This is a genomic window from Halomonas sp. RT37 (assembly GCF_040070525.1).
Classification (GTDB): Bacteria; Pseudomonadota; Gammaproteobacteria; order Pseudomonadales; family Halomonadaceae; genus Halomonas; species Halomonas litopenaei.
On the sequence record NZ_CP098827.1, the window covers coordinates 816,023 to 839,697 of the forward strand.

The 23,675-nt window shown below is 65.6% G+C and carries 24 protein-coding genes; 18 read left to right on the plus strand and 6 right to left on the minus strand.

What is annotated here, in order from left to right; translation table 11 throughout:
• The first annotated feature begins 218 nt into the window (after window positions 1-218).
• From NFG58_RS03745 to NFG58_RS03755, 3 genes are all read left to right on the plus strand, one after another.
• A complete protein-coding gene (locus NFG58_RS03745) occupies window positions 219-1,520 on the plus strand; it encodes a DASH family cryptochrome (protein WP_348827616.1) in 1,302 nt (433 codons plus the stop codon).
• 220 nt (window positions 1,521-1,740) lie between these two features.
• Window positions 1,741-3,039: a lytic murein transglycosylase gene (locus NFG58_RS03750; protein ID WP_348827617.1), complete on the plus strand. Its 1,299-nt coding sequence runs from the start codon at window positions 1,741-1,743 to the stop codon at window positions 3,037-3,039.
• A 165-nt stretch (window positions 3,040-3,204) separates the two neighbouring features.
• On the plus strand, window positions 3,205-3,756 hold the full coding sequence (locus NFG58_RS03755; protein WP_231498512.1) for a RimK/LysX family protein: 552 nt from the start codon (window positions 3,205-3,207) through the stop codon (window positions 3,754-3,756).
• 39 nt (window positions 3,757-3,795) lie between these two features.
• Here NFG58_RS03755 and NFG58_RS03760 read toward each other — a convergent pair whose 3' ends face one another.
• The gene (locus tag NFG58_RS03760; RefSeq protein ID WP_045992123.1) at window positions 3,796-4,509 is read right to left on the minus strand and encodes a 16S rRNA (uracil(1498)-N(3))-methyltransferase; all 714 of its coding nucleotides are present in this window, start codon (window positions 4,507-4,509) and stop codon (window positions 3,796-3,798) included.
• A 119-nt stretch (window positions 4,510-4,628) separates the two neighbouring features.
• Between NFG58_RS03760 and phaR the strand changes: the two genes are divergently transcribed.
• The 4 genes from phaR (at window position 4,629) to NFG58_RS03780 (ending at window position 7,858) form a co-directional block, all read left to right on the plus strand.
• Window positions 4,629-5,102, plus strand: coding sequence for a polyhydroxyalkanoate synthesis repressor PhaR (phaR, locus tag NFG58_RS03765; protein ID WP_045992122.1), 474 nt, complete (start codon window positions 4,629-4,631; stop codon window positions 5,100-5,102).
• Between the two features lie 102 nt (window positions 5,103-5,204).
• Window positions 5,205-6,488, plus strand: a complete 1,284-nt coding sequence (gene purD / locus NFG58_RS03770; RefSeq protein WP_045992121.1) for a phosphoribosylamine--glycine ligase — start codon at window positions 5,205-5,207, stop codon at window positions 6,486-6,488.
• 63 nt (window positions 6,489-6,551) lie between these two features.
• Entirely contained in the window at window positions 6,552-6,986 is a 435-nt protein-coding gene (locus NFG58_RS03775) for a thioesterase family protein (RefSeq protein ID WP_108448062.1), read from the plus strand.
• Window positions 6,986-7,858: a phosphoribulokinase gene (locus NFG58_RS03780; RefSeq protein WP_045992119.1), complete on the plus strand. Its 873-nt coding sequence runs from the start codon at window positions 6,986-6,988 to the stop codon at window positions 7,856-7,858. The genes NFG58_RS03775 and NFG58_RS03780 overlap by 1 nt, the downstream gene beginning before the upstream one ends.
• On the opposite strand, the gene NFG58_RS03785 is transcribed toward NFG58_RS03780, so the two are convergent.
• Window positions 7,828-8,799: a DMT family transporter gene (locus NFG58_RS03785; RefSeq protein WP_348827618.1), complete on the minus strand. Its 972-nt coding sequence runs from the start codon at window positions 8,797-8,799 to the stop codon at window positions 7,828-7,830. The genes NFG58_RS03780 and NFG58_RS03785 overlap by 31 nt on opposite strands.
• A 136-nt stretch (window positions 8,800-8,935) precedes the next feature.
• On the opposite strand from NFG58_RS03785, the gene NFG58_RS03790 reads away from it, so the two are divergent.
• Window positions 8,936-10,363 (plus strand): PLP-dependent aminotransferase family protein, encoded by a 1,428-nt coding sequence (locus NFG58_RS03790; RefSeq protein WP_108448063.1) that lies wholly within the window; start codon window positions 8,936-8,938, stop codon window positions 10,361-10,363.
• Window positions 10,364-10,406: 43 nt separating this feature from the next.
• Here NFG58_RS03790 and NFG58_RS03795 read toward each other — a convergent pair whose 3' ends face one another.
• The gene (locus NFG58_RS03795; RefSeq protein WP_045992117.1) at window positions 10,407-11,651 is read right to left on the minus strand and encodes a sodium:proton antiporter; all 1,245 of its coding nucleotides are present in this window, start codon (window positions 11,649-11,651) and stop codon (window positions 10,407-10,409) included.
• Between the two features lie 222 nt (window positions 11,652-11,873).
• Here NFG58_RS03795 and NFG58_RS03800 point away from each other — a divergent pair, with 222 nt between their 5' ends.
• Entirely contained in the window at window positions 11,874-12,215 is a 342-nt protein-coding gene (locus tag NFG58_RS03800) for a histidine triad nucleotide-binding protein (RefSeq protein ID WP_045992116.1), read from the plus strand.
• A 373-nt stretch (window positions 12,216-12,588) separates the two neighbouring features.
• Window positions 12,589-13,233 (plus strand): 2-polyprenyl-3-methyl-6-methoxy-1,4-benzoquinone monooxygenase, encoded by a 645-nt coding sequence (coq7, locus tag NFG58_RS03805; protein ID WP_348827619.1) that lies wholly within the window; start codon window positions 12,589-12,591, stop codon window positions 13,231-13,233.
• 138 nt (window positions 13,234-13,371) lie between these two features.
• On the opposite strand, the gene NFG58_RS03810 is transcribed toward coq7, so the two are convergent.
• The 3 genes from NFG58_RS03810 to NFG58_RS03820 form a co-directional block, all read right to left on the minus strand.
• A complete protein-coding gene (locus NFG58_RS03810) occupies window positions 13,372-13,791 on the minus strand; it encodes an OsmC family protein (protein ID WP_108131335.1) in 420 nt (139 codons plus the stop codon).
• Between the two features lie 88 nt (window positions 13,792-13,879).
• Window positions 13,880-14,557, minus strand: a complete 678-nt coding sequence (gene murU / locus NFG58_RS03815; RefSeq protein ID WP_045991846.1) for an N-acetylmuramate alpha-1-phosphate uridylyltransferase MurU — start codon at window positions 14,555-14,557, stop codon at window positions 13,880-13,882.
• A complete protein-coding gene (locus NFG58_RS03820) occupies window positions 14,554-15,594 on the minus strand; it encodes a phosphotransferase (protein WP_348827620.1) in 1,041 nt (346 codons plus the stop codon). Before NFG58_RS03820 ends, murU begins: the two co-directional genes overlap by 4 nt.
• Window positions 15,595-15,782: 188 nt before the next feature.
• Between NFG58_RS03820 and NFG58_RS03825 the strand changes: the two genes are divergently transcribed.
• The 8 genes from NFG58_RS03825 to NFG58_RS03860 all read left to right on the plus strand — a co-directional run bounded on the left by NFG58_RS03825 (window position 15,783) and on the right by NFG58_RS03860 (window position 23,670).
• Window positions 15,783-18,245 carry an LPS-assembly protein LptD gene (locus NFG58_RS03825; protein WP_348827621.1) on the plus strand — a complete coding sequence of 821 codons (2,463 nt, stop codon included), beginning with the start codon at window positions 15,783-15,785 and terminating at the stop codon, window positions 18,243-18,245.
• A 77-nt stretch (window positions 18,246-18,322) separates the two neighbouring features.
• Window positions 18,323-18,964 (plus strand): SurA N-terminal domain-containing protein, encoded by a 642-nt coding sequence (locus NFG58_RS03830; protein ID WP_348827622.1) that lies wholly within the window; start codon window positions 18,323-18,325, stop codon window positions 18,962-18,964.
• A gap of 11 nt (window positions 18,965-18,975) precedes the next feature.
• On the plus strand, window positions 18,976-20,025 hold the full coding sequence (pdxA, locus tag NFG58_RS03835; RefSeq protein ID WP_348827623.1) for a 4-hydroxythreonine-4-phosphate dehydrogenase PdxA: 1,050 nt from the start codon (window positions 18,976-18,978) through the stop codon (window positions 20,023-20,025).
• Window positions 20,026-20,066: 41 nt separating this feature from the next.
• The gene (gene rsmA / locus NFG58_RS03840) at window positions 20,067-20,879 is read left to right on the plus strand and encodes a 16S rRNA (adenine(1518)-N(6)/adenine(1519)-N(6))-dimethyltransferase RsmA (RefSeq protein WP_108448069.1); all 813 of its coding nucleotides are present in this window, start codon (window positions 20,067-20,069) and stop codon (window positions 20,877-20,879) included.
• The gene (gene apaG / locus NFG58_RS03845; protein WP_045991851.1) at window positions 20,876-21,256 is read left to right on the plus strand and encodes a Co2+/Mg2+ efflux protein ApaG; all 381 of its coding nucleotides are present in this window, start codon (window positions 20,876-20,878) and stop codon (window positions 21,254-21,256) included. Before rsmA ends, apaG begins: the two co-directional genes overlap by 4 nt.
• A 39-nt stretch (window positions 21,257-21,295) precedes the next feature.
• Window positions 21,296-22,108 carry a symmetrical bis(5'-nucleosyl)-tetraphosphatase gene (locus tag NFG58_RS03850; RefSeq protein ID WP_045991852.1) on the plus strand — a complete coding sequence of 271 codons (813 nt, stop codon included), beginning with the start codon at window positions 21,296-21,298 and terminating at the stop codon, window positions 22,106-22,108.
• Between the two features lie 66 nt (window positions 22,109-22,174).
• Entirely contained in the window at window positions 22,175-22,513 is a 339-nt protein-coding gene (glpE, locus tag NFG58_RS03855; protein ID WP_045991853.1) for a thiosulfate sulfurtransferase GlpE, read from the plus strand.
• Entirely contained in the window at window positions 22,510-23,670 is a 1,161-nt protein-coding gene (locus NFG58_RS03860) for a polynucleotide adenylyltransferase (protein ID WP_348827624.1), read from the plus strand. The genes glpE and NFG58_RS03860 overlap by 4 nt, the downstream gene beginning before the upstream one ends.
• Window positions 23,671-23,675: the final 5 nt, after the last annotated feature.

Genomic DNA, 23,675 nt, shown 5'->3' on the forward strand with positions numbered 1-23,675 from the left:
CTCACCCTGAAGCGCCGACCCACTTTACCCGAAAGATGGACGGACCGCTGCCCCGTGCGGATTCAACGTGATAGCCGTAGGCGCTCTAAAAATTGTACATGTAGTGTACAAGGCCTATATATTATCGCTATGCAGTAGGGCAATGCCTCCGTCGGTAGCGCACGATCTGTGCCCACGGGGCGCGTGCCGCGAATCCTCAGGCCTGTCGGGAGCGTGACATGGAAACAGAGCTGGTGTGGTTGCGTGGGGAACTGCGGCTGGCCGACAACCCCTTGCTGGACATCGCGCCCTCGGTCAGCGAGCGCCTGGTGGTGTTCGTGATCGACGAGGCGCTGCTTGATGGCACATCGGCAGACGGCGTGGCCGGTATCGGCGCTCGTCGGCTGCTCTTTCTGTGGCAGTGTCTCAAGGAGTTGCGTGGGACGCTGTTGAAGAAGGGTAGCGACCTGCTGGTGGCGGTGGACGAGCCGGTGTCGCTGGTCGCCCGGCTGGCCGAGCAGTATCAGGTGACACGGGTGGTGGCCAGCGAGGCAGCAGGCGGGGACGACCAGCTTGAGCGTCTGGCACGCTGCCTGCCAAGGCAGTGTCGACTGGAGCGTCGTGGTGCGGGCACGCTGTGGACGTCGCAGACGTTGCCGATGACGTTGGATGAGGTACCGGCAAGCTGGTCGGCTTTCCGGCGTCGTCTCGGCGAGGCGTCTCCTCGAAGCCACAGTCGTCCGGCCCCGGCGACGCAGCCGGCGTGGCCGGAGCGAGCGCCGCGCGGACTGCCCTCGTTGCAGCGATTGTCACGCGAAGCGGACGCCTTGAACGACGCACCCGACAGCGCCGGGCTTGCCTTTGTCGGCGGTGAAGCGCCCGCCTGGCAGCGTCTCGACGACGTCGTGTGGGAGTCCGATTTGCTGGCGACCTATCAGCAGACGCGCAATGGTTTGATCGGCGCTGGCTTTTCGTCCCGTCTATCGCCCTGGCTGGCGCTTGGCTGTGTGTCGGCGACCCAGGTCCTCGAAGCACTGAGAGAATGGGAAGACCGGCGGGGTGCCAACGCATCATCTCGCCACTTCTATCACGAGTTGTTATGGCGCGAGTACTTCCACTGGGCGGCACGCCAGGAAGGCAAAGCGCTGTTCGGCGATCCCCCATCATCGCCGGGGCAGGCATTCGAGTGCTGGCGCCTGGGCGCTACCGGGCAGCCGCTGATCGATGCAGCCATGCGTGAGTTGTCGGTCAGCGGCTGGCTCTCCAATCGAGCGCGTCAGCTCGTCGCCAGCTACCTGGTACACGATCTCGGGGAGGACTGGCGCCACGGCGCCGCCTGGTTCGAACGCTGTCTGATCGACCATGACGTCGCCAGCAACTGGGGCAACTGGAAGTACATCGCAGGAGTGGGCCGCAACGCCAAACCCAGGATCTTCGATATCGACGAACAGAGCCGGCGCTACGACCCCGATGAACGCTATGTCCGCCACTGGAAGGAGGTGAGCTTGCAGCCGTCTTCCTACGAGGCACTGGGGCATTGAGGCACTGGGGCATTGAGGCACCGGTGTAGGGAAGAACGAGCGATGCCCTGTTCACTACGTTGTTCGACCTACCGTATGAGGTCTCTTGCCCCTGCGGGTGGCTCTCACCTTGGTGGTAGTGGTGCCACATCTTGCGATGCTCTGGCGGCCTGACTGGCTGGTATGACAGCGGGTCCTGGGTCATCATGCCCGCATATTGATCGCCAAGGATTGCTTCATCATGCTGACCCGATTGTTCCCCGCCCTTCTCGTGGTGACCCTGGCCGGTTGCCAGAGTACCTCCGCCGCCCCCTCCGGCGATGCCGCGGCCGGTACCAATGCCAGTGCTGGTGCAAGCGTCACCGCCAGCGCCAGTGGCGAAGCGTCTGGGCAGGCCGCCCCTGCCGCCGCTACAGCCGAGCCCCAGAGCTTCGATCAGTGGCTGGCCGGCTTTCGTGATCAGGCGCGTGCAGAAGGCATCAGCGAAGCGACCCTGGCGCGCGCGCTGGATGGCCTGCGCTACCGTCCCCGGGTGATCGAACTCGACGGCTCCCAGCCGGAGTTCGTGCGCCCGATCTGGCAATACCTGGATACCGCGGTCTCCAACGCCAGGGTGACCCAGGGGCGTGACAAGCTCGCCGCCAATCGCGCTGCGGCCGACCGCGCCGAGGCCGACTACGGTGTGCCCGCCGAGGTCCTTACCGCCATCTGGGGTATCGAGAGCAACTACGGCCAGAACTTCGGTGACTTCTCGACCCTGGAGGCACTGGCGACCCTGGCCTATGACGGTCGGCGCCGAGACTTTGCACGCGGTGAACTGATGGCAGCGCTCGAGATCATCGACGCCGGCGATATCACACCGCAGCGCATGAAGGGCTCCTGGGCGGGGGCGATGGGCCACACCCAGTTCATTCCTTCCAGTTTCGTGGCCTACGCCAAGGACGGAGACGGCGACGGTCGCCGTGATATCTGGGCGAGTATCCCCGACGTCATGGCGTCGACTGCCAACTATCTGGATCGTGCCGGTTGGCGTCAGGGCGAGCCCTGGGGTGTCGAGGTGCAACTGCCGTCCGGGTTCGACTACGCCCAGACCGAGCTCGATACCCGCAAGAGCGCCTCGGCCTGGGCCGGCCTGGGTGTGAGCCCGCTGGGCGGTGGCGATCTGCCGGCCTTCGATGAGGCGTCGGTGATCACTCCTGCCGGCGCGCGTGGTCCTGCTTTCCTGGTGGGACCGAACTTCCGCGCCATTCTGCGCTACAACAACGCCACCAGCTACGCCCTGGCGGTGGCCTCGCTGAGCGACCGTATCGCCGGGCGCGCCGGCATCGAGGGTGGCTGGCCTCGTGACGAGCAACCGCTCTCTCGTACTCAGGTGAAGACGCTGCAGTCGCGGCTTCAGGCGCTTGGCTACGAGGTGGGAACCCCGGACGGCATCATGGGTCCCAATACCCGGGCAGGGTTGCGCGCCTGGCAGCGCGACCAGGGTCTGGTGCCCGACGGCTTCGCCACGCTCAACCTGCTCGAACGCCTGAGCCACTGAGCGATCAATCAGCCCTGAAAACATCAAGGCGGCCCCTGACTCAGGGGCCTGACGTATCGGCGTCCGGCGGGACGCCCTCCACATGGAAATGGCACGATGACTCTCTGGAATCGATGGCTGTCGGGCCCCGCCCGACGGATGGCGCTGGCGGCGCTTCCCCTGTGCATGGCGCCGGCCGGCGGCGCCCTGGCCGATGACGGCCCTGACGTCTTTGGCTGGGTCGAGATGGCGACCCTGGAGCCCTGGGACGTCGAAGTGAAGGCAAAGCTGGACAGCGGGGCGCTGACGTCTTCGCTGGATGCCCGGGATATCGAGCGCTTCGACAAGGAAGGCGAGCCCTGGGTGCGTTTCGCCCTCGAGCTCGAGGACGAGGAGACCGGCGAGACCTTCAAGAAGCAGCTCGAACGCCCGCTCTATCGCGACATGACGGTGCGCGGGGCCGGCGGTCGCGACGAGCGCCTGGTGGTGTTGATGGAGGTGTGCATGGGGGACACCATCCACGAGGAGCAGTTCAGCCTGCGCAACCGGGAAGAGATGAACTACCCGATGCTGCTGGGGCGCCGTACCATCGGTGAGCTCGGGCTGCTGGACGTGCGCGAGACCTTCATGATCGAGCCGAGTTGCGACGAGAACTCTCCGGTCATCGAGCATGAGGGAGAGGGCGAGTACGGCACCAACAAGGATGACGGTGCCGATGACGAGGACAGCGAGAGCTGATACGTCGATGGCACCGCTGGTGTGGTCTACAGGGTTGGCCTAGAAGAGCCTGGACAGTAGCGCGGTCACCGCGGTTTCCACCCGCAGGATGCGCTCGCCCAGGTGGATGCCCTCGCAGCCTGCCGCCAGCATCTGTTCCACCTCCCATTCGATGAAGCCGCCCTCGGGGCCGACCAGCAGGGTCACAGGCTCGGTCAGGCCTCGAGGGCAGGCAGTCGCCATCCCGGGGTGCGCCAACAGGCCCCGCCGTCCCTCCAGCAGGGACGGCAGACGGTCCTCGACGAAGGGCCGAAAGCCCCGCGCCGTGTCCACCACCGGCAGCGCAGTATCGCGGGCCTGCTCCAGGCCAAGCACCAGGTGCTGGTGGATCTTGGCGGGATCGAGTTCGGGGGACTGCCAGTAGCTCTTCTCCACCCTGCGGCTATGCAGCAACGTGATGCGCTTCACCCCCAGCGCGGTGGCATGCTCTATGCTTCTTGCCAGCATGCGTGGGCGAGGCAGCGCCAGCACCAGGTGCACCGGCAGCGCCGCGGGCGGAGCCTGATCGAGCCCGGAAACGTCGAAGCAGGCCTCATCGTCCGTCAGCGACACGAGCTGACCGCGGCCCAGCGGGCCGTTCTCCAGTCCCAGGGTCATCACGTCGCCCTGGCGGGCGCGGTGGACCTGGCGCAGGTGGGCCAGGCGCCGGGGGTCGCGGACCCGTGCCAACCCGGCGTCATCGACGTCGTTCCGGGTGAGAAGTATCAGATTCATGGAGCCTCGAGTACCGGTTTGTCTTGCAAGGGCCGTGTCGCGGTGCAAAATGGATGCGAACGAAGCCGAGGATCTGCAGCTGCAGTCCCTGGGCTTCCCACGAACAAAGGAGCAGCGCCGTGCGCGTGATTCGCAAGTATGCCAATCGCCGGCTCTATGATACCGAACAGAGCCGCTATGTAACGCTCGAGGATCTACGAAGCCTGATTCTCGAGGAAGTGCCTTTCCGTGTGGAAGATGCCAAGAGTGGCGAGGACCTGACGCGTACCATTCTGCTGTCGATCATCATCGAGCAGGAGCAGGCCGACAGCGACGCCGAGGTGTTCTCCAATGACCTGCTGCAACAGCTGATTCGGGTGTACGCCATGTCTCAGCCGCTGCCCCTGGCGCGCTACCTGGAGCAGGGCACCCGGTTGATGATGGAGCAGCAGAAGAAGATGCAGGATCAGTGGCAGCAGGCCATGCGGCATTCGCCGATGGAGCTGATGCGCGAGCTGGCCGAGGAAAACATGCGTTTCTGGCAGAACACCATCAGCCAGGGCGGAACCAGCCAGGGCGGGACCACCAAGGACGACGACGAGCGTTCCTCCTGACCCTCCCACGCCCGGCTCTGATGGAGAGAGGCCAGGAGGGCGAGAGCGGGCTTTTTCTGCCATAATGCCGCCTCATTTGGTACTCGAAAGGTAGTTGAGCGGATGAAGGTCCTGATCATCGGCGGCGGTGGCCGCGAACATGCCCTGGCCTGGAAGGTCGCCCAGTCGTCCAGCGTCTCCTCGGTCTTCGTGGCGCCAGGCAATGCCGGCACCGCACGGGAGGCGGGACTGACCAACGTCGATATCGCGGTATCCGACCTCGACGGGCTGGTGGACTTTGCCCGGCGCGAGAGCGTCGGCCTGACCATCGTGGGCCCCGAGGCGCCGCTGGTCGAGGGAGTGGTGGATCGTTTTCGTGACGCCGGGCTCGCGATCTTCGGCCCGACCCAGGGCGCTGCCCAGCTCGAGGGGTCCAAGTCCTTTACCAAGGACTTTCTGGCTCGCCACGCCATTCCCACCGCTGACTACAGCACCTTCACCGCCGTGGAACCGGCGCTGGCCTATCTGCGGGACAAGGGCGCACCCATCGTCATCAAGGCCGACGGCCTGGCGGCGGGCAAGGGCGTCATCGTGGCCATGACCGAGGCCGAGGCCGAGGCGGCGGTTCGCGACATGCTCGAAGACAACGCCTTCGGTGATGCCGGTGCTCGTGTCGTGATCGAGGAATTCCTCGAAGGTGAGGAAGCCAGCTTTATCGTCATGGTGGATGGCGAGTCCATCGTGCCCATGGCCACCAGCCAGGACCACAAGCGGGTGGGCGAGGGCGACACCGGCCCCAACACCGGCGGCATGGGCGCCTATTCGCCGGCACCGGTGGTCACCGACAGCGTCTACCAGCGCATCATGGACGAGGTGATTCGCCCCACGGTGCGTGGCATGGCCGACGAAGGGCATCCCTATACCGGCTTCCTCTACGCCGGGCTGATGATCACCGACGCGGGTGAACCCAAGGTGATCGAGTACAACTGCCGCTTCGGCGACCCCGAAACCCAGCCGATCATGATGCGTCTGCAGAGCGATCTGGCCGAGCTGTGTCTGGCCGGCGCCGAGGGTCGCCTGTCCGGTCACGATTGCCGCTGGGACCCGCGTCCGGCCATCGGTGTGGTGATGGCCGCCGAAGGCTACCCCGGCAGCTACCGCAAGGGCGACGTGATCAGCGGAGGCGACAGTGCCGAGGCCTTGGGCGTCAAGGTTTTCCACGCCGGCACCGCGGAAAAGGATGGCCAGGTGGTCACCTCCGGCGGACGAGTGTTGTGCGTAACCGCCCTCGGTCAGGATCTTGGCGAGGCTCGGGAGCTGGCCTACCGCGGGGTCAAGACGGTGAGTTTCGAAGGCGCCTTCTGGCGTTCGGACATCGCCCACCGCGCCATGGCCCGGCAGTCCTGATCGTCGGGTACCGGTCTGGCTTGCCCCATGGTACTGACCAACAATAATCAGCAAGGAGCGAGCATGGAACGCGTCAAACTGGAGTTTCCCGAGCAGGCGATCGTCCACCGTCATGGTTTGACGGTGCGCGTGACCGACATGAACTACGGGCACCATCTGGGCCATGACGCCGTGATTTCGCTGTTGCACGAGGCCAGGGCGGCCGCCCTGGCCCATCTCGGGCTTCACGAAGGTGACATGGGAGGCTATCCCAGTGTCGCCGCTGACCTGGCGGTGCAGTACCAGGCCGAGTCTCGTTGGCCGGATGCCTTGACGGTCGAGACCGCCATCCCCGAACCGGCGCGCAAGGCCATCACGGTCTACCATCGCATGCGTCGCGACAGCGACCAGCGGATAGTGGCGACCGCCAGGCTCAACCTGATGGTGGTCGACCCCCAGGCAGGGCGTGCGGTGGCGGTGCCCGAAGCGGTACGTAACGCCCTGGCGAGGGCTGGCTGATGTCGAGGGAGTATCCAGTCATCGCGGTCACCGGTTCGTCCGGTGCCGGCACCACTACGGTCAAGCGTACCTTCGAGCGCATGTTCGCCCGGGAAGACGTCCATGCCGCCTTCGTCGATGGTGACGCCTTCCATCGCTACACCCGCCAGGAGATGGCGCGGATCTTTCGCGAGGAGCCCGAGCGCAAGGATGAGTTGTCCCACTTTGCGGTGGAGGCCAACCTGCTCGATCGCCTGGAGACCTTGTTCCAGGAGTACGGTGACAGCGGCGCCGGGACCTTCCGGCACTATATCCACGCCGAAGACAAGAAGATGATCGAGGCCGGCTACCAGGTCGGCACCTTCACCGAATGGCAGCCGCTGCCCACCGGTACCGACCTGCTGTTCTACGAGGGCCTGCACGGTGGGCTGGTCACCAGTGAGGTGGACATCGCCCGCCACGTCGATCTGCTGGTGGGCGTCGCCCCGACCATGAACCTCGAGTGGATCCAGAAGATCGACCGCGACATGCACGCCCGCGGCTACACCCAGGAAGCGGTCATCGACACCATCCTGGGGCGCATGGATGACTACGTGCGCTACATCCTGCCGCAGTTCTCGCGTACCCATATCAACTTTCAGCGGGTGCCCACGGTAGATACCTCGAACCCCTTCGAGGTCCAGGATATCCCCACCGATGCCGAGTCCTTCGTGGTGATCCGGTTCCGCGATCCGTCCACCGTGGATTTTCCCTACCTGCTGGCGATGATTCAGGACGCCTTCATGAGTCGCCCCCACACCCTGGTGGTGCCCGGCTCTCGTCTATCCTTGGCGATGGAGCTGATCCTCGGTCCGCTGGTGCGTCATCTGCTGGCCCAACGACGTTTTCGTTGAGCTGCCGCACCGTTGATGCCGGCTTCGTCTGACTGACAGGTCGGGATCGACGGCACCGGAGCTGGTGTGGCGAAGCGTTTTGCGCCGGCGACGCACACCACGACCGCGGCACAGGTGGCGAGCATCGCCACGCTGATCGACTCGTTCAACAACCAGGCCGCCAGGCCAAGCCCGAGAAACGGCTGCAGCAACTGTAGCTGACCCACCGCGGCCACCCCACCGAGCGCCAGGCCGCGATACCAGAAGATGAAGCCAATCAGCATGCTGAACAGCGATACATAGCCCAGCGACCACCAGGCGGCGCTGCCGATACCCTGCAGGGTCAGCGGTTGCGATGCGACCGCCAGAGGCAGCATCAACGGCAGGGTCAGGGTCAGCGCCCAGCAGATCACCCGCCAGCCTTGCAGCCGTCTTGATAGTCGCGCGCCCTCGGCGTAACCGAGCCCGCAGACGGTCACGGCGGCCAGCATCAACAGATCGCCGGTCAAGGAGGCGCTGCCAGGCTGGCCGAGCGCGAAGCCTGCGACCAGCGCAGCACCGCTCAACGAGCAGGCCCAGAACGCCGGGCGGGGCCTGTCGCCGGTACGCAGCACCCCGAACAGCGCGGTAGCCATCGGCAGCAGGCCGATATAGACCAGCGAGTGCGCTGCGCTGACGTGCTCCAGCGCCATGGCGGTCAGCAGTGGAAACCCCACCACCACGCAGGCGGCAACCAGCCCCAGTGATGCAAGCTCATCGGTCCGCGGCCGGCGTCCCTTCAGGCACGCCAGCAATACCACCGCCACCAGTCCCGCCAGGCTGGCCCTGGAAAAGGTCAGAAACAGCGGATCGAAGGCCCTCACCGCCACCCGGGTGGCGGGCAATGAACCGCTGAAGATGGCCATGCCGAGGGCGCCGCAGGCCCAGCCCTTGCCAAGGTCCGGGCGGTGTGTCGGGTTCAATGGTCGGTGTCGTGAGGGCATCTGCGCGAACTCCGTGGCGGGTCAGTAGCGCCTAGGGTGAAGGGCGTGCGCTGGTGCAGCCAGAGACGGTGCAGTACAGTTTTGACAAACTGTCATGGTGGAGCCTCCAGTACAGATGAAGGCACAGGACATCGATCGTCGGGCGGGCATCAGCCTGGTCGAGCAGGTGGTAGCGCTGATCCAGCGCCGCATGGCCCAGCGTCAGCTGGCGCCAGGTGCGCGCCTGCCGTCGATTCGCGGCTTGGCTGAATCGCTCGGGGTGTCACGCTCCACCGTGGTCGAGGCCTACGATCGGCTGGTCGCCGAGGGCGCCATCCATTCCCGTCGCGGCGCCGGCTTTTTCGTCGGTGATCGCTTGCCGCCGCTGTCCCTGGCGGAGCTGGCGCCCCGTCGCGAGCGCGAAGTGGACCCGCTGTGGCTGACCCGCCAGGCGCTCGAGAGCGACCATTACCGGCTGAGGCCAGGCTGTGGCTGGCTGCCGGCAGAGTGGATGCCCCACGAGGAGATTCGCCGTGGGCTGAGGCAGTTGGCGAGGCGTTCCGGCGCTGTCGCCAGCCTGACCGACTATGCGTCGCCCCAGGGCCTGCAAGCACTGCGTCAGGTGCTGGCGCATCGCCTTACCGAGCGGGGGGTCGAGGCGGCGCCGTCCCAGATCCTGCTGACCGAGTCCGGCACCCAGGCCATCGATCTGTTGTGTCGGTTTCTGCTCGAGCCGGGCGACCGCGTGCTGGTCGATGACCCCTGCTATTTCAACTTTCATGCCCTGCTGCGTGCCCACCGGGTCAAGGTGGTGGGGGTGCCCTTCAGCCCTGCGGGGCCGGACCTATCGCGCCTTGCCGAGGCCCTCGAGCAGCATCGTCCGCGGCTCTATATCACCAACTCGGGGCTGCATAATCCAACCGGTGCCAGCCTGTCACTGGCGGTGGCCCACCGCGTGCTGCGCCTGGCCGAGCGTCACGACCTGCTGATCATCGAGGACGACATCTTCGCCGACTTCGAGCACCAGGCGTCACCACGCCTGGCGGCGCTGGACGGGCTCGAGCGGGTAATCCAGGTGGGCAGCTTCTCCAAGACCCTGTCGGCCTCGGTGCGCTGTGGCTATATCGCCATCCGCCCCGAGTGGTTCGAGGAGCTGGTCGACCTGAAGCTGGCGACCTCCTTTGGCGCCAGCGCGCTGTCGGCAGAGCTGGTGTTCCAGCTGGTCAGGGAAGGCGCCTATCGACGTCACCTCAACGTGCTCAGGACGCGCCTGGCAGACGCCATGGGACAGGTCATGCCGCGACTGCGCTCGGCGGGCCTGGAGCCCTGGGTGGAGCCCAGTGCGGGGCTCTTTCTGTGGACGCGACTGCCCGCGGGGCTCTGCGCCAAGGACGTGGCCAGAGCGGCGTTGGACGAGGATCTGGTACTGGCGCCTGGGGAGGTGTTCAGCCCGGAAACGGCGAACAGTCACTACCTGCGCTTCAATGTGGCGCAGTCGCTGGATGATGACGTCTTCAGGGCGCTGGACCGGGCCATGGAGCGGGCGGCCCGGGGCGGGGACTGACCTTCGTGGTGCCATGCCAGTCCCGCTCATCCTGGAGGGGGGGTCAGTGGCCGGGAGGCGCCTGCTTGACGGGGGCGTCCTTGGCGGCGCCAGAGCCGACAAAGCGCTGGGCCATGGGCTGGGCGCTGACGCCGTGCAGCACCACCGAGATCATGACCGTCAACACCACGCAGGCGAGGATCTCGTCGCTGCCGGGGATCGGGTACTGATCGTAGATCAGCAGTGCGAACAGGATGCTGGCCAACCCCCGAGGTCCGAACCAGCCGAGGAAGGTCTTTTCATAGGCGGACAAGCCGAGTCCGGTGAGCGATATCCAGATCGGAATCATGCGAATCACCGACAGGTACATCAGCGCCAGAGCAACGGTCTTCCAGGACGCATGCGAGAGGGCCAGCGGCACCATTACCGCACCGAAGATCAGGAAGGTGGCGATGGTCAAGAGCTGGCCCTCGCTCTCCATGAACTCCTCGATGAAGGTGGTGTCATGGCGTAGCTGGTTGCCGAAGGTCAGGCCGCCGAGGAACACCGCGATAAAGCCGTTGCCGCCGACGGTTTCGGCGACCAGATAGATCAGGAAGGCCAGCGCCAGAAACAGGATGCCCTGATAGATGACGGTGACGTAGCCGCGGTCGATGGCGGCGTCGAGCAGGCGGGCAAAGCCCCAGCCGAACAGCACCCCGACCAGCGGCCCGAGGGTCAGTTGCAGCAGGGCGAAGGTCCAGAGGTTGTTCGGGGCGTCGGCGACCTCGGTGCCGGTGGCCGCCACCGCCAGCAGTGCCGAGGCAAGAATCACGGGTACAGCCAGACCATCATTGAGCCCACTTTCGACGTTGATCGACTGGCGGATACGTTCCGGCACGCTGGGGCTCGATACCACCGCCTGGCCCAAGGCCGCGTCGGTCGGGGTAAGAATCGCCGCCACCAGCATGGCGGTGCCCCAGGCTGCTTCCGGCGAGACCCACTTGGCCATCAGCGTGCCCAGCAAGACCGTCAGGGGCATGCCGATCAACAGCATGCGCAGCGGAATCGCCAGGTTCTGGCGCAGAGACTTCAGCTTGACCACCGAGGCATCGGCGAACAGCACGATGATCAGGGTGATCTCGGCGATTACCTGGGTCAGCTCCTGCTGCATGTCCATGGGCACCAGGTCCGGCGTCAGCGCGCCCAGCCCCATCCCCGCGGCCATGAACACCATGGGCAGACTGATCAGCGAGGCCGAGATGCGCCGCGACAGCAGGGCAAAGGCGATGATGATCAGAAGGATCAGCAGCAGGGCGGTGTGATGCATGGCAGGCGACACTCCGAAAATGCATGGGAGCTACGGTTGTACCATAGCCGCAATGGCTTGGGGGGGCAGGCGAGCGCGATGACCAGAGATGCATAACTGGCGGTTTGGGAACGTTGCTCATGGGGCCTGGGTCAGTGATCGGGCGAGTCAGGGGACTGACAGCAGCCCTGTTGGCGGGTAATCTCGAAGACACCGTTTTTTCAGTGTGCCCCGGAGCCTGCCATGGATTGCCTGTTCTGCAAGATCATCAACCGCGAGATTCCCGCCGATATCGTCTACGAGGACGATCAGGTGCTGGCCTTCAACGATATCGATCCCAAGGCCCCGACCCATATGCTGGTCATCCCCAAGAAGCATATTGCCACCCTCAACGACATCACCGAGGAAGACCAGGCACTGGTGGGGCGCCTGCCGCTGACCGCCTCGCGTCTGGCCAAGGACCTCGGGTTTGCCGAAGACGGCTTCAGGGTGGTGATGAATTGCAATGAAGACGGCGGCCAGACGGTCTATCATATTCACATGCACGTGATGGGCGGTCGTCGCTTCACATGGCCGGCTGGCTAGCCGGCGCGCAACGGAGTCTCTTCCGGCAGTTCAAGCGCTCGACGCATCCGTGCATTCTCCGGCGTCGCCTGGTGTCCCCCAGGCGGCGCCGATCGCTTTTTGTTTCTAGGCGCAGCCGAGGGGCTGGTGCCCCATTTGAAAAGCCGGCGCCGATCGCTTTTGGTGTGTGTTGAGCGTCGAGGCGTCGCCGCCCTCAACATGAAGAACCGGCGCCGATCGCTTTTTGTTTCTAGGCGCTGCCGAGGGGCCGGTGCCCCATTTGAAAAGCCGGCGCTTGAGTGCCGCCGACGCTTGCGTAGAATAATCCCTTGATGCGAACGTTCATCGTTTCGCCCATGTTCGCTGGCTCACTTAGTCGTACAAGGATCGCGCCATGTCCCGCTCTCTCAGCCCCGCCGATCGGGCCATCCATCAGTTCGACAATGTATTGCGCACCCTGGTGCCGGGGGCGGCGCGGGCATCTCGGCCGACGCCCGCGGTCGATACGATCCATGACGGCGAAATGAGCCCGGATGAGCGCCATCACGCCGCCGGCCTGATGCGCATCAACCACACCGGCGAGGTATGCGCCCAGGCGCTGTACCAGGGCCAGGGCCTGACCGCCAAATTGCCGGAGGTGCGTGGCCAGATGGAGGAAGCCGCCCAGGAAGAGATCGATCACCTTGCCTGGTGCGAGGACCGGCTCAGGGAGTTGAATGCGCCCACCAGTCGACTCAATCCGCTGTTCTATGCGGCGTCCTTCGGCATGGGGGCGCTGGCGGGGGCGGTCGGCGATCGTGTCAGCCTGGGCTTTGTCGCCGCCACCGAGGAGCAGGTAGGCAAGCACCTGGACGAGCACCTCGAGACCTTGCCCGGAGGGGACAAGCGCTCCCGGGCGGTGCTCAGGCAGATGGCCATCGACGAGGCCCACCACGCCCAGCAGGCGCTGGAGGCTGGTGGCGCCAGGTTCCCTGGCCCGGTCAAGGCCGGCATGACGCTGATGTCCAGGGTGATGACCAAGAGCGTCTACCGCATCTGATCCTGTGTCGGTGGCCAGCGCCTGATGCTGCGATGGCCTCTCCCTGACAGCAAAAGCCCCTGCCGATCGGCAGGGGCTTTTGCGTGAGGGTGGCTGTCGATCCGAGGCGCTCGCTGCTGCGCGGCGCTCGAAGCGGCCTCAGGATTCGACGATGGTGTAGGAATGGGTGACCTCGACGCCGCCCTTGGCCAGCATGATGGAGGCGCTGCAGTACTTGTCGGCGGAGAGTTCCACCGCGCGCTGGACCTGCTTTTCCTTGAGCCCCTTGCCGGTGACGGTGAAGTGCACGTGGATCTTGGTAAACACCGACGGCACGCTGTCGGCGCGTTCGGCCTCGATGTCGGCGACGCAGTCTTCCACCGGGGCGCGGGACTTCTCGAGGATCTCCAGCACGTCGAAGGAGGTGCAGGCGCCCATGCCCATCAGCAGCATCTCCATCGGGCGCGGCCCGGTGTTGCGGCCACCGTGATCGGGGGGGCCGTCGATGACCACGGCGTGGCCACTACCGGATTCGGCCACGAACTGACGGCCGTCGGTCCATTTGACGCTGGCTTTCATGGGGATTCCTTCTTTTTCTGCGATAGTGATGTCGATGTTTTTTGATGCGGTCTGCAGGATGCGGTCTGCAGGATGCAGCCGGACTCAATCAGCGTTCGCCAGGAGCGCCGCCGAGTCTGTGATTCAACGCCTCGAGGCGCTCGGGCGTACCCACGTCGACCCAGTCTCCCCGATGGTGGGTGCCGGCGACGAGGTCGCGGGCCATGGCCTCGCGAAGCAGTGGAGCGACAGGATAGCAGGGAGCGGGCAGGTCATTCACCAGACGCGGGTCGATCAGCGCTATCCCCGAGTAGGTCAACTTTGGCGAGCCGTCGCTCGAAACTCTGCCGCCGGCCGCCAGGTGGAAGTCGCCGTCCGGGTTGTGGACGGGGTTGTCGACCAGCACCAGATGGGCCAGATCGCCCTCCAGAGAGGGCAGGGCGCTGGGGTCGATGTCGCAGAAGGCATCGGCGCTGACCAACACGAAGGGCTCCTCGCCGAGCAGTGGGCGAGCCTTGGCGATACCGCCGGCGGTCTCCAGCGGCTCGTCCTCGCGACTGTAGGCAATCGATACCCCGTAGCGTTCACCGTCGCCCAGGGTCTCGATAATCTGGTCGGCACGGTAGCTGACGTTGATCACCACCTGTTCGATACCGCAGCCGGCCAGGCGCCTGAGGTGGTGGCCAATCAGCGGTTCGCCGGCCACCGGCAACAGGGGTTTGGGGCAGTGGTCGGTCAGCGGCCGCATGCGTTTGCCGAGACCGGCGGCCAGGATCATGGCTTTCATGGGCGCACCTCTGCGACGCGGGCTTCGATCAGCGGGCGCAGGCTGTCTTCGACCCAGGCGCTGAAGTCGGCGTGTCCCGCGAGGCCCTCCAGCCCCTCGAGGCTGTCCTGAAGATGGGCAAGAAAGTGAGGTAGACGCGCCAGGTAGCCGTCGCGCTGGTCGCGCAGGGTCAGGCGACAGAAGATGCCGAGCACCTTGAGCGCACGCTGGGCAGCCATGGCATTGACCCAGCGCAGGAAACTGTCGCTATCTACCGAGTCAGACAGGCGCCCGTCGGCTATCGCGCGCTGGCGGAAAGCCTCGCTCCAGGCCGCCCGGGTGGCCGCATCGAAGCGCCGATAGCGCCCGTGCAACAGCGAGATCAGGTCATAGGTGATGGGGCCTGCCAGGGCGTCCTGGAAGTCGATCAACCACAGTTCGGCGGCGTGACGCATCAGGTTCATGGCATCGAAGTCGCGGTGCACGGTGACCGCCGGCTGGGCCAGCGCCTGTTCGATCAGCGCCTGGCGCAGCGCAGGCCAGCCGGGAGGCTGGCCATCCAACTCCAGCCACTGGGCGAGGCACCAGTCGGGGAACAGGTCCAGCTCCCGGGCCAGCGTTACGGCGTCGTAGGGCGGCAGGCTATCGCTCGGAGCCTTCCGCTGAAGCTCCTCGAGCAGCGCGATGGCGGCGTCGAAATGGGCGTGGGTGGTGGCCTCGTCGGCACCGTCGAGGGCCAGGTGTAGCGGCTCGTCGCCGAGGTCCTCAAGCTCCACGAAGCCCTGGTCGGCGTCCACGGCATAGACCCGGGGTACCGGCAGGCCCGCTGCGTGCCAGTCACGGGCGATGGCGACGAAGGGGCCGACGTCCTCCTGGGGGGGTGGGGCGTCCATCAGCATGCGGGTCTCCCCACTTTCCAGGGTGAGGCGGTAGTAACGCCTGAAGCTGGCGTCGCCGGCGGCCAGCACGAGATCGCTCGAGCCCTCGATGGACGGGTGCTGTGCCTGTGCCCAAAGGCGCAGTTGCTCGAGTCGGCGGGGGCTTTCAGCCTGGGACATCGGGGGGAAAACTCCTGGTGGCGGCAGGGCGAAGGATGCCAATGTCGGTTGACGCTCCGTTGGCCTCACCGCATGCTGTGCATGGATCAAGGGCGGCCGTGGCGCGAATCTCGTTGGAACAGATCGGCGTTACAGGTCGGCCGCGGCCTGTATAATACCGATTCACCCCGTCGAGGACAGCGTGCAACATGGCCAAGCGATACGCATGGACGGCCCTGGCGGGCCTCGCCACCACCAGTCTGGTGTCGTCCCCCCTGTGGGCGGCCCCACCTGAACCCCTGCCGGCAAGCCAGATGGATTGGCAGCCCTGGGGCGATGACCGTCCCGCCGGGACGGTGTGCCGAGGCTACTACGTTCAGCCCGAATACCGCCTTCCTGCGCCGGCCATCGATGGCCAGGTCAACAGCGAATCCAACACCGCCAACTACGGCACCGATGGTGACACCGTGCTCGACGGTGAAGTGGTGCTGCGCAAGGGCGATACCCAGCTCGAGGCAACCCGGGTGCAGGTACCACCGGAGCGTGACCTGGCCAACGCCAGTGGTCCCCTGACCCTGCGCGACAAGGGCCTGCTGGTGCGCGGTGACAGCGCCGAGGTGTCGCTGAACAGCGACCAGGCCACCATCGATTCGGCCCACTACGTGGCCCACGAGTCGCGCCTGCGCGGCGATGCCATCCAGCTCGAGCGAGTCAGTGACAACGTCTTTCGTCTGCGCGAGGCCAGCTTCACCACCTGTGAGCCTGGCGACAGCACCTGGCGCCTGATCGGCAACGATATTCTGCTGGATCGCAACAAAGGCTACGGTACCGCCAAGCATGCCCGCCTGGAGGTAGGCGATGTGCCGGTGTTCTACTGGCCCTGGGTGCGCTTTCCCATCGACGAGCGGCGCCAGACAGGCTTCCTGTGGCCGACCATCGGCGTCTCCGACGGTGGTGTCGACTACGCACAGCCCTTCTATCTGAATCTGGCGCCCAACTATGACGCCACCATCACCCCGCGCTGGATCGACGACAGCGGGTTATTGATGGGGGCGGAGTTCCGTTACCTGTTTCCCACCGATCAGGGCACTCTGGAAGGTGCCTACATCGGTGACGACGAGTCCGCCGGAGATGACGACTCCACCACCGAGCTCGAGAACGGCGACGAACGCTGGTACTTCGACTACAGCCATTACGGGCGCTTCAGCTCGCGCGTTCCCTACCGGCTGCGCTATGGCGCCGCCAGTGACGGCCGCTATTTCGATGACTTCGGGCGTACCTTTGGTGAGACCGATACCAGCAACATGGCGCGTCTGGCCCAGATCGACTACCTCGGCGACACCTGGAACCTCCAGGCCAAGGCCCAGGGCTATCAGCTGCTGGACGATCCGGTCGACGAAGGCGACAAGCCCTTCTACCGGCTGCCGAGCCTGACCGCCAACGGCCGCTGGTCCCAGGACCTCGGCTTCTATCAGGAGTGGAACTCCAACGCCACCTACTTCTGGCGCGATATCGAGGGCGACGAGAACGGCTTCTACGACTACGAGGATACCCAGCGCCGCATCCCGCTCAGGGAAGACGTCAAGGGCGCCCGCCTGGATCTGGCGCCGGCGGTGGGCTACCGCTTCGAGCCGAGCTGGGGGTTCTTCGAACCCCGCGTGGCGCTGCAGCACACGAGCTATGACCTCGACTATGACGAGCGCATCACCGACAACAGCGAGAGCCCGACGCTGACCGCACCGGTGACCACCATCGACGCCGGGCTGATCTTCGAGCGCGACTTCGCCTTTGGCGGTGACGACTGGCGCCAGACCCTCGAGCCACGCCTCAACTACGCCTACGTACCGGAGCGCGACCAGAGCGACTTCCCCGACTTCGACACCGAGGAACTTGCGTTCTCCTGGGGCCAGCTGTGGTCGCCGTACCGCTTCTCCGGCGGCGATCGTCTGGGTGACCTGAACCGTTTGTCCTACGGCGTGGAAAGCCGCTTCCTCGAAGACCAGAGCGGCCGCGAGCGGTTGTCTGTGGGGGTCGGGCAGTCGGCCTACTTCGAGGACCGCAATATCGATATGGCCGGTGATCCCGACACCTTGCCCGGTGATGAGGAGTCGTTCGACTACTACGAAGCCACCCGCGATCGTTCGCCCTGGGTGACCCGAATCAACTGGCAGATCACCGACAACTGGAGCACCCGCTGGCAGTGGCTCTACGACGACGAGGAGAGTCGCACCGAGAGCACCGGCCTCGGCGTGCAGTACCGTGCCGACGCCGGTCACGTGCTCAACCTGGGCTACCGCTGGGAGATCGAAGGCTTCGACAACGCCGACGATGACGATGACGTTCGCAACTACAACCGCGAAGAGTACGACATGTCCTTCGCCTACAAGGCGACGGATCGTTTCGACGTCATCGGCCGGGTGCTCTACGACAACACCAACGACCGTGCCCTCGACCAGATGGCGGGTGTGCAGTGGAACGACTGCTGTTATGGTGTGCAGGTCGTGTGGCGCGAGTGGATCGAAGACGAGGACACCGCCAACAACATCGAGGACGACACCACGGATCGCGGGCTCTTCCTGCGCTTTGTGCTCAAGGGCTTCGGTGGCATCGGTGGCGACGCGGACACCTACTTCCAGTCTGCGGTGCCCGGTTACCGTCCCGGCCTGAACTAAATACCCTGGCGTATCCCCAACGGCGAGCACGAGACGTGCTCGCCGCATCGAATCTGAGTGAACGAGGAAGCATGACTATGCGTAGCCGACCCCTTGCCGCCCTGGCGATGGCCGCCTGCCTGGCACTGACCACCGTGGCGGCCCACGCCCAGGACGGTTACCGCCAGCCGCTGGATCGGATCGTCGCCGTGGTCAACGAGGACGCCATCATGGCCTCCCAGCTCGATGACCGTGTCGAGCAGGCCATGGCCAGACTGCGCGCCAGCGACATGGACACTCCTCCGGAGCAGGCCCTGCGTGAGCAGATTCTGGACCGCATGATCGTCGAGGAGATCGAGGTGCAGATGGCCGAGCGCATGAACCTGAGCGTCGACGATACCGAGCTCAATCGTCAGGTGCGCGCCGTGGCCAACCAGAACGGTGTCAGCCTGGAGCAGTTCGCCGATCGGCTCGAGTCCCAGGGCATGAGCCTGTCCCAGGTGCGTGATCAGATCCGTCGCGAGATGCTGATCATGAAGGTCCAGCAGGCCCTGGTGTCCAGCCGGATCAACATCTCCGAGTCCGAGGTCGAGCGCTATCTGCAGCAGCAAGGCGTCGGTACCAGCCGCGAGGAGGCGCGCCAGGCGATCTTCCAGCGCAAGGCCGGCGATGAACTCGAGAAGTGGGTTCAGGAAATTCGCGGCGAGGCCTTCGTCGAGAAGCGCCTGAACCAGGGCTGATGTCGCAGCGGATGAAGGCACCGATCGTGGTGACCACCGGCGAACCCGCCGGCATCGGTCCCGAGCTTGCCCTGATGCTGGCTGCGCGCCACGCCACCGACTGGGTCGCCATTGGCGACCCAGAGCTGTTGAGGGCTCGCGCCTTGGCGCTCGGACTGGATGTCGAGGTGGTAATAGTGGCACCGGGCGAGGCGCATCCGGGGCCGCGCCGGCAGCGTCTGGCGGTGTGGCCGGTCGCGCTCAAGGAGGCCAGCGAGCCTGGCGTGCTGTCGACGGCCAACGCCGACTATGTGCTCGAGACCCTGGATATGGCGGTGGCCCAGTGCCTGGCCGGCAAGGCCTCGGCGATGGTCACGGCGCCGCTGCACAAGGGGGTGATCCGCGACGCGGGCCATCACCACTTCACCGGCCACACCGAGTACCTGCGCGATGCCTGCGGGGTCGAGGAGGTGGTCATGATGCTGGCCACCGACAGCGCCCTGCACGGGCGCGTCGTCTCGGCCGACGCCACCACTGATTCATTGCGTTCGATACCGCTGCGGGTGGCCCTGGCGACCACCCACCTGCCGCTGCGCGAGGTGGCCGATGCGCTGTCTCAAAAGGGGCTCGAGCGAGTGCTGCGTATTCTGGCCCGGGACCTGACAGACTTCTTTGGCGTTGTCTCTCCGCGGATCGCCGTGTGCGGTCTGAATCCCCACGCCGGCGAGGATGGGCATCTCGGGCGCGAAGAGATCGAGATCATCACCCCGGTGCTCGAACGGCTACGTGAAGAAGGACTGGCCCTTGACGGGCCGCTGCCGGCGGATACCCTGTTCACCCCGCGCCATCTCGACGGCGTCGACGCGGTGCTGGCGATGTATCATGACCAGGGTCTGCCGGTGCTCAAGTACTCGGGATTCGGCCAGGCCGCCAACATCACATTAGGGCTGCCGCTGGCACGGACCTCGGTGGACCACGGCACCGCCCTGGACCTGGCCGGGCATGGCACCGCCAGTCCCGATAGCCTGGCGGTGGCGATTGCCCTCGCCGAGGATATGGGCACCCGGGTGGCCGAGCGCTGAAGGTCCGTCACCCCAACCCTCGTTTTGCAAAGGATTCAAGCATGTCATCCCGCCCCACGGCGCACCGGGCCCGCAAGCGCTTCGGTCAGAACTTCTTGCGTGATCCCGGCGTCATCTCGCGCATCGTGCGTTCCATCGGGGCGCGCCCCGGCGACCGTATGGTCGAGATCGGCCCAGGCCAGGGGGCGCTGACCGAACCACTGCTCGATGCCACCGACGGTGATCTCGAGGTCATCGAGCTGGACCGGGACCTGATTCCGGGGCTGCGGGTGCAATTCTTCAATCACCCGAACTTCGTCATCCACGAAGGCGACGCCCTCAAGATGGACTTCGTTGCGCTACGCGGCGAGGGCCAGCCACTCAGGGTCGTCGGCAACCTTCCCTACAACATCTCGACCCCGCTGATCTCGCACCTGCTCAAGGCCGGCGACGCCATCCAGGACATGCACTTCATGCTGCAGAAGGAGGTGGTGGATCGTCTTGCGGCGCCACCGGGCGGAGGTGATCGTGGGCGGCTGTCGGTGCTGGCGCAGTACTTCTGCGACGTCGATTCGCTGTTCGTGGTACCGCCGGAGGCCTTCGTGCCGCGTCCCAAGGTGGACTCGGCCATCGTCAGGCTGACCCCGCGTGAGCGACCCCAGGGGCGGGCCAAGGACGAGACGTTGCTGTTCGACGTGGTGCGCGAGGCCTTCGGTCAGCGGCGCAAGACGCTGCGCAACAATCTCAAGGGACGCATCGACGGTGACGCCCTCGAGGCCCTCGGTATCGATCCGAGCCGGCGGCCCCAGACGCTGGAGGTGGAAGAGTTCGTGTCCATCGCCAACGCCCTGAGTGCAGAGGAGAATCCGTCATGAGCGAGATGCCCGACGTAAGGGTCGATGTGGAGCCCGCCTATCGTGAAGATGAATCTTCGCCGATGGAGAACCGCTTTGTGTTCAGCTACACGGTGACGGTACACAATCATTCGCCGGGGAATATTCAGTTGATGGCGCGTTTCTGGAAGATCACCCAGACCAGCGGGCAGGTCCAGGAGGTTCGCGGCAAGGGGGTGGTCGGCAAGCAGCCGATGATAGGCCCCGGTCAGACCTTTCAGTACACCAGTCGTGCCATTCTCGACGGGCCGGTAGGGTTCATGGAAGGGGCCTACACCTGCGTGGACACCGCCAGCCAGCGTCCCTTCGAGGTGCCGATCACGGTGTTTCGCCTGGCCACACCCAACCAGATTCACTGATCTGGCGAATCGAACGCCCTTCAAGAGCCCCGAGATCCTATGAAACGCTACGCTATCGGTGACCTTCAAGGCTGTCACGAGGAATTCATCGCCCTGCTCGAGGCGCTCGACTTCGATCCACGTCGGGATCAGTTGTGGCTGGCCGGAGATCTGGTCAACCGCGGGCCGGGGTCGCTGGCCTGCCTGCGCGAAGTGATGGCGCTGGGGGAGGCGGCCAGGGTGGTGCTAGGCAACCACGACCTGCATTTGCTGGCGGTGGCGCGAGGTGGCGCCGCGACCAAGCGCAAGGACACCATCGACGATATTCTAGAGGCCGAGGATCGCGAGACCCTGCTCGACTGGCTCCAGGCCAGGCCGCTGCTGGTGCGCGATGGCAATACCCTGATGACCCACGCCGGCCTGCCGCCCCAGTGGGGGCTGGATCAGGCCGAGTCGCTGGCCGGTGAGGTCGAGTGGATGCTGACCGGCGAGCGTGCCGGCGATTTTCTCACGCGCATGTACGGCAATCGTCCGCGCCGCTTCAAGCCGCACCAGGAAGGGGTCGACCGCCTGCGGGCCATCGTCAACACCCTGACCCGTATGCGCTTCATCGACGCCGAGGGGCGCCTGGATTTCGACGCCAAGGAAGGCCTGGACAGTGCGCCGGATGGCTTCGCTCCCTGGTTTCAGTACCCTCGCCAGGATGATCCCTGGCTGCTGTTCGGCCACTGGGCCGCGCTCAACGGCGAGGCCATCGGCAGTCGGGTTCGCGCCGAGGCGCTGGATACCGGCTGCGTCTGGGGCGGCAGTCTGACCGCGCTGGACCTGGACAGCGGCGAGCGCATCAGCGTGCCCAGTCGGCAGTTTGCGTAACGCCGCAGGCCACTCGCCGATACCCGCTTCCCCGTGCCCGACCCTTCCCTTTATCAAGGAGTCCATATGACGTCCGCCGCCTTCGAACATCTGGATATCGAGCGCCTGAGCCAGTGGCTCGATGAGCAAGGCGAGCTGTGTCTCGTCGATATTCGCGATCCCGGCAGCTACGCCCAGGGCCACATTCCCGGCAGCCGCCATCTGGACAACCACAGCGTAGGGCCGTTGGTCGAACAGACGCCGAAGGATAGACCCCTGGTAGTGGTGTGCTATCACGGCCATTCCAGCCAGCAGGCGGCAAGCTGGCTCAGCGCCCAGGGCTTCGAGCGCGTCTACAGCCTCGATGGTGGCTTTACCGAGTGGCAGCATCGCCTGCCCGAACGGGTGAGCCGGACGGCGTCATGACCCAGGAACGCGAGCAGCGTCAGGGCGACGAGCCTTGTGCGGGGCTGGAGGTCTATCGGGTGGGTGGCGCGGTACGCGACGCGCTGCTTGGCTGGCCGGTGAAGGACACCGACTGGGTGGTGGTCGGTGCCACCCCCGAGGCCATGCGCCAGCGTGGTTTTCGCCCGGTGGGGCGCGACTTTCCGGTATTTCTGCACCCCGAGACCCACGAAGAGTACGCCCTGGCGCGGACCGAGCGAAAGTCCGGTCACGGCTATACCGGCTTTGTGGTGCACGCCAGCCCCGAGGTGACCCTGGAGGAAGACCTGGCCCGCCGCGATCTGACCATCAACGCCATGGCCGAGTCACTCGACGGCGCGCTGGTGGATCCCTTCGATGGCCGTCGAGACCTCGATGATCGACTGCTGCGCCACGTCAGCCCGGCTTTCGTCGAGGATCCCTTGAGGGTGCTGCGTACCGCCCGCTTTCTGGCCCGTTATGCAGGTCTTGGCTTTCGCATCGCCGAACCGACCCAGGCGCTGATGCGCCAACTGGCCGACAGCGGTGAGCTCGACCATCTGGTGGCCGAGCGGGTCTGGGTGGAGACCGAGAAAGCGCTCGGCGAGCCCGAGCCGCGGCATTACTTCGATGCCCTGGCCGCCTGCGGTGCACTTGAGCGGCTGATGCCGGCGCTGAACGAGGCGGGCGGTGATGCCCTGGAGCGCGCGCTTGTGCGGATGACGAGATTGCCCGAGGCGTTGTCCGGTTCGCCCTGTTGGCGCTGGGGGCGCCTGGTGGAGGCGCTGAGTGCGCCCGCACGCAAGGCCCTGGAGGAACGCCTCAAGCTACCCAACGACTATCGTGACGCCGGGCATCAGTTGGCGTCGACCCGACAGCTGGCGGCGTCGCTTGCTCAGGACGGTGATCGCTCGGCGCCGTTGATCGCCATGGACTGGCTCGATGGCATCGACGCCTGGCGCCGCGGTGAGCGGGTGGCGCCGCTGCTGGCGGTGCTGGCACTTAGGCGTCCCGGGGACGCCGAACGCTTGGCGCTGGGCTATCGTACGGCGCGGGCGCTCTCGCCCAGAGACCTGCTCGATGAGGGCTTCAAGGGTGCGGCGCTGGGTCAGGAGCTACGACACAGGCGGCTTGCCGTCCTGGAAGACGCCTGGCGCTAGCGGGC